Origin of the sequence: Streptomyces sp. NTH33, from assembly GCF_003236365.1 — a bacterium.
Classification (GTDB): domain Bacteria; phylum Actinomycetota; class Actinomycetes; order Streptomycetales; family Streptomycetaceae; genus Streptomyces.
The window spans coordinates 1-4247 of the sequence record NZ_POTZ01000541.1 but is presented as its reverse complement, the minus strand read 5'-3'; the positions used below and the strand labels follow the sequence as shown (position 1 = coordinate 4247).

Genomic DNA, 4247 nt, shown 5'->3' with positions numbered 1-4247 from the left:
GCCCACGTCACCGGAGACCTCCGACTCGGCGAGCGGATCCGCCACGTCGAGCGCCCCGGCCGCCTCCAGCAGCTCGGCAAGCGCCCCGGAGAACGACGGCGCGAGCTCCCCGGGCAGCCCGGACACGGTGATCTGAGGACTGCCCGACGAAGCACGGAGGGCCGGGCCCGTGTCACACGGAACCCGGCCCCCAGTGCCGTACACGTGCCGTACGGCCGCCTCAGAACAGCCGCAGCTTGTCGTCCTCGATGCCCCGCAGCGCGTCGTAGTCCAGGACCTGGCAGCCGATGCCGCGGTCGGTGGCGAGGACCCGGGCCTGGGGCTTGATCTCCTGGGCGGCGAAGATGCCGCGGACCGGGGCGAGGTGGGGGTCGCGGTTCAGCAGCTCCAGGTAGCGGGTGAGCTGTTCCACACCGTCGATCTCGCCGCGCCGCTTGATCTCGACGGCGACCGTCTGCCCGTCGGTGTCCCGGCACAGGATGTCGACCGGGCCGATGGCCGTCATGTACTCGCGGCGGATCAGCGTGTAGCCCTCGCCGAGGGTCTCGATGCGGTCGGCGAGCAGTTCCTGGAGGTGCGCTTCCACGCCGTCCTTGATCAGCCCCGGATCCACGCCGAGTTCGTGCGAGGAGTCGTGGAGGATCTCCTCCATCGTGATGATGAGCTTCTCGCCCGCCTTGTTGACGACCGTCCAGACGCCCGCCTCCTCGCCCGTACCCTCCTTCAGCGTGCACGGCGGCGACATCCAGTTCAGGGGCTTGTAGGCGCGGTCGTCCGCGTGGATCGAGACGCTGCCGTCCGCCTTGACCAGGATCAGACGGGGCGCTGACGGCAGATGGGCGGTGAGCCGGCCCACGTAGTCGACGGAGCATCGGGCAATGACGAGACGCATGGTCGGCAACGCTACTCGACGCACGGCGGTGCGCGCGATTCGCCCGGGGGGCGGCTGCCGGCCACCCGCGGTCACGGACCCGCGCTCCCCGCGGACCGTCCCTTTTTTACCTTGATAACCCGTGTTCACTTGTGGCCGATTGTGTGCCCAACTCGACCGGCCTGTACGTGCGTTCTCCTAGTGAGCCTCCACTCTTGCGCTTACCGTAGTGGACGGGAGGACGCGGTCTGTGTACTCACCGTGTTCGGTGTCGCGAACCCCCGTATCTGTCCGGCAACCCCTGCTGTCTCGGGGGTGCGAGAGGAGAACCCATGTCGCTCGACGTCTCACCGGCCCTACTCGAACAGGCCGAGCGAGGCGAGGTCGACGAAGCTGCCTTCGTCGACTGCGTCCGGACCTCCCTGCCCTACGCATGGGAGATGATCAGCTCCCTGGTGGCCCAGCTGAAGGTGGACGGCGGCCAGTTCGCCGACAACCAGACGCCTCCGCCGGACGAGCAGGCACGCGGTCAGCTGCTGCGTGCGCTCGCGAGTGACGCCATACGCGGTGCGCTGCAGCGGCACTTCGGTGTGCGGCTGGCCTTCCAGAACTGCCACCGGGTGGCGGTGTTCCCGCTGGACGCCTCGGTCGACGAGACGCTCGCCCGGTTCACCTCGGTGCGCAACCAGTTGCTGAACCAGTCTCCGGAACTGCGGGACTGCTGACGCCGTGAGTCCTTTGCTTGCCGCTCCGCCCGCGGGAGGTGCATGGAGTACAGGGGCGGCAAGCCACCCGCGAGGGGCTCCCGCTCAGCGGAGCTGGGGCAGTACCTCGGTGCCCAGCCGCCGTACGTTCTCCTCCGTTGCCGCCAGGTCGCCCGAACCCTCCACGAGCAGGGCGAAGCGGGAGATTCCGGTCCGCTCGGAGGTCGCCGCGAGCCGGTCGGCGCACAGCCGCGGGGTGCCCACCGGGTGCAGCCCGCAGAGCAGTTCGGTGTACTCCAGCGGATCGCGCATCCGGCGGGCCCGGTCGTCCACGGTGACATGGGCGGCCAATCCCTGTTTCAGCCATCCCGGCATCGCCTTCAGCAGCGTCTCCACCGCGTCCGTGCGCCGGTCCGCGATCTGGCAGACGCCCGCCGAGACATGGGCGGCGCCCCGGACCTCCTCGCCCGGCCGGCCCGCCGCCCGCGCACACCGCCGCCACAGGGCGACCATCTCGGCCTTCTCCTCGTCCCCGACGTGCATCCCCAGCAGTATCGGCAGCCCGCGCTCGGCGGCCAGCCGGACGCTCGCCGGGGAGGTGCAGGCGACGACGACCTCGGGACCCTCCCCCAAAGTCTCCGTCAGCGCCTCCGACGGACGCGGTACGACGGGGACCTCACGGAAGGTGAATCGTTCCCCCGAGGCCGACACCGAGGGCTCGCGCAGCCAGCGCAGCAGCAGGTCCAGCGACTCCGGGAACCCCTTCTCGTACGCCTCGAGACCCGCGCCGAACACCTCCAGGTCCACCCACGGGCCGCCGCGCCCCACCCCCAGCGAGAACCGCCCGCCGCTCGTCACGTGCAGCAGCGCGGCCTGCTCGCCGAGCGCGACCGGGTGGGCGGTGGGCAGCACGCTGACCGCCGTGCCCACCTCCAGGCGGCGGGTGCGGCCGAGCAGCAGCGCGGCCAGGGTGATCGCCGACGGGCACGTCCCGTACGGGACGAAGTGGTGCTCGGCCAGCCAGACCGCGTCCAGTCCGGCCTCCTCGGCGACCTCGGCGGAGCGGACCGCCCGGTGCAGCGCCTCCCCCTGGCCCTGCCCAGGGAACTGGGCCGCCAGCACGAAACTTCCTACGCGCATTGCTCTTTCCTGCTTCCTCGGCCCCGACACGGAGCTCCCCCACCGGGCATAACCGTGCGACACGTGCCGAAGTCACGGTCTGGCGAGGAGATTTGCGGATTGTCTGCGGAATGGGAGGCGAGGTGATCACAACGGGCCGCGCCGGAGGGGGACTTGTGGAGGTTGGTCCCGTACGCCTACCCGCGGCGGCGGCGCGTAGGCTGGAGACGGCCCGTGTTTTCCGTACATGTCCGTGAGGTGTTCCGTGTCCCCGCGTCGCAACCGGCCCAACGGTGGAAGAGGCGCCGCCTCGTCCGGACGCAGCGCCGAGGGCGATTCCGCGGGCCGCTACGGCGGCTGGCAGTCCACCGAGAGCTGGCGGGGCGAGGACTGGAGCGTGCGCCATGTCGCGGGCGCGAGCGCCCAGGGCAAGACGTACCGCTGCCCGGGGTGCGACCAGGTGATCCACTCCGGCGTCCCGCACGTGGTGGCCTGGCCGCAGCACGCGGGCGTGGACGACCGCCGGCACTGGCACAAGGCGTGCTGGAACGCGAAGGACCGCCGCACCACGCGGGTGCAGCGGTCCCGTAACGCGCCGCGGTTCTAGACGGTATGCAGGTGCCGGGGCACCAGGACCCGTCCGGCCTCCCCCGGACGGTCAGACGTCCCGCTTCTCCAGCAGCGCGCAGGCGCCGGCGAACGCGACGGCCGTCACACCCAGGATGATCCACAGCGGGTCCCAGCCGGACGGGCCGGAGTCGCCGAGGGGGCCGGAGGGGTTGGCGTAGAAGACGATCAGCTGGCTGGGGATCGAATAGTTGAACAGGACCTCCCGCACCTTCTCCAGCGACTGCGTGTACATGAACGCCGCGATGACCAGCGGGGCGAGCACCGCACCGATCATGAGGGTGATGGCACCCGCCGAGTGCCGCAGGATCGTGCCCATCACCAGCGAGAGCAGGCCGAGCAGGGCCATGTAGAGGCTGACGCCGACCGTGCCCTTGAACCACTCCTCGCCGGTCGGCTGCCGGGCGCCGCTGCCGCCGAGCAGGGCCGTGTGCGCCAGGGCGACGACCCCGGCGGAGAACAGGGTGACCGTGAACGCGACGAGGAAGAACACCGTGGCCTTGGCCGCGAGCACCCGCGTACGGCTCGGGCACGCCGTCATCGTGGTGCGGACCATGCCGGTGCCGTACTCCGAGGCCGTGGTCAGCACGCCGAGCGTGATGACGCAGACGCTGCCGATCAGCAGCCCGAAGAAGCCCAGCGCCAGCGGGTTCTCGTCGCTCTGGTAGTCCGGGGACGCGTTGGCGATGAGCACTCCGAGCAGCAGCCCGAACCCGAGCACGAGCAGCACGTACACACCGAGCGTCCACATCGTGGACCGCACCGACCTGATCTTCGTCCACTCCGATGCGAGGGCGTGCCCGAAGTGTGTGCGCACGACGGGGATCGGCGAGGTGTAACCGCCCTCCCAGGCGGGCGGCACGGCCTGCGGCGTCGGAGTCTGCGGCGTACTCATCCCCTCTCTTTCTCTTATACACAGCTGGCGC

The 4247-nt window shown here is 70.6% G+C and carries 5 protein-coding genes; 2 read left to right on the top strand and 3 right to left on the bottom strand.

Going from position 1 to position 4247, the window contains the following annotated elements; genetic code table 11:
* Window positions 1-220: 220 nt before the first annotated feature.
* The gene (gene nucS, locus C1I97_RS32475; RefSeq protein WP_111006622.1) at window positions 221-892 is read right to left on the bottom strand and encodes an endonuclease NucS; all 672 of its coding nucleotides are present in this window, start codon (window positions 890-892) and stop codon (window positions 221-223) included.
* Window positions 893-1203: 311 nt separating this feature from the next.
* On the opposite strand from nucS, the gene C1I97_RS32470 reads away from it, so the two are divergent.
* Complete coding sequence (locus C1I97_RS32470; protein WP_111006621.1) at window positions 1204-1596, top strand: SCO5389 family protein; 393 nt, start codon at window positions 1204-1206, stop codon at window positions 1594-1596.
* Between the two features lie 84 nt (window positions 1597-1680).
* On the opposite strand, the gene C1I97_RS32465 is transcribed toward C1I97_RS32470, so the two are convergent.
* Window positions 1681-2715: an LLM class flavin-dependent oxidoreductase gene (locus tag C1I97_RS32465; protein WP_111006620.1), complete on the bottom strand. Its 1035-nt coding sequence runs from the start codon at window positions 2713-2715 to the stop codon at window positions 1681-1683.
* A 244-nt stretch (window positions 2716-2959) separates the two neighbouring features.
* On the opposite strand from C1I97_RS32465, the gene C1I97_RS32460 reads away from it, so the two are divergent.
* Window positions 2960-3301: an ATP/GTP-binding protein gene (locus tag C1I97_RS32460; protein ID WP_111006619.1), complete on the top strand. Its 342-nt coding sequence runs from the start codon at window positions 2960-2962 to the stop codon at window positions 3299-3301.
* A 51-nt stretch (window positions 3302-3352) separates the two neighbouring features.
* On the opposite strand, the gene C1I97_RS32455 is transcribed toward C1I97_RS32460, so the two are convergent.
* Window positions 3353-4216: an ABC transporter permease gene (locus C1I97_RS32455; protein ID WP_111006618.1), complete on the bottom strand. Its 864-nt coding sequence runs from the start codon at window positions 4214-4216 to the stop codon at window positions 3353-3355.
* Window positions 4217-4247: the final 31 nt, after the last annotated feature.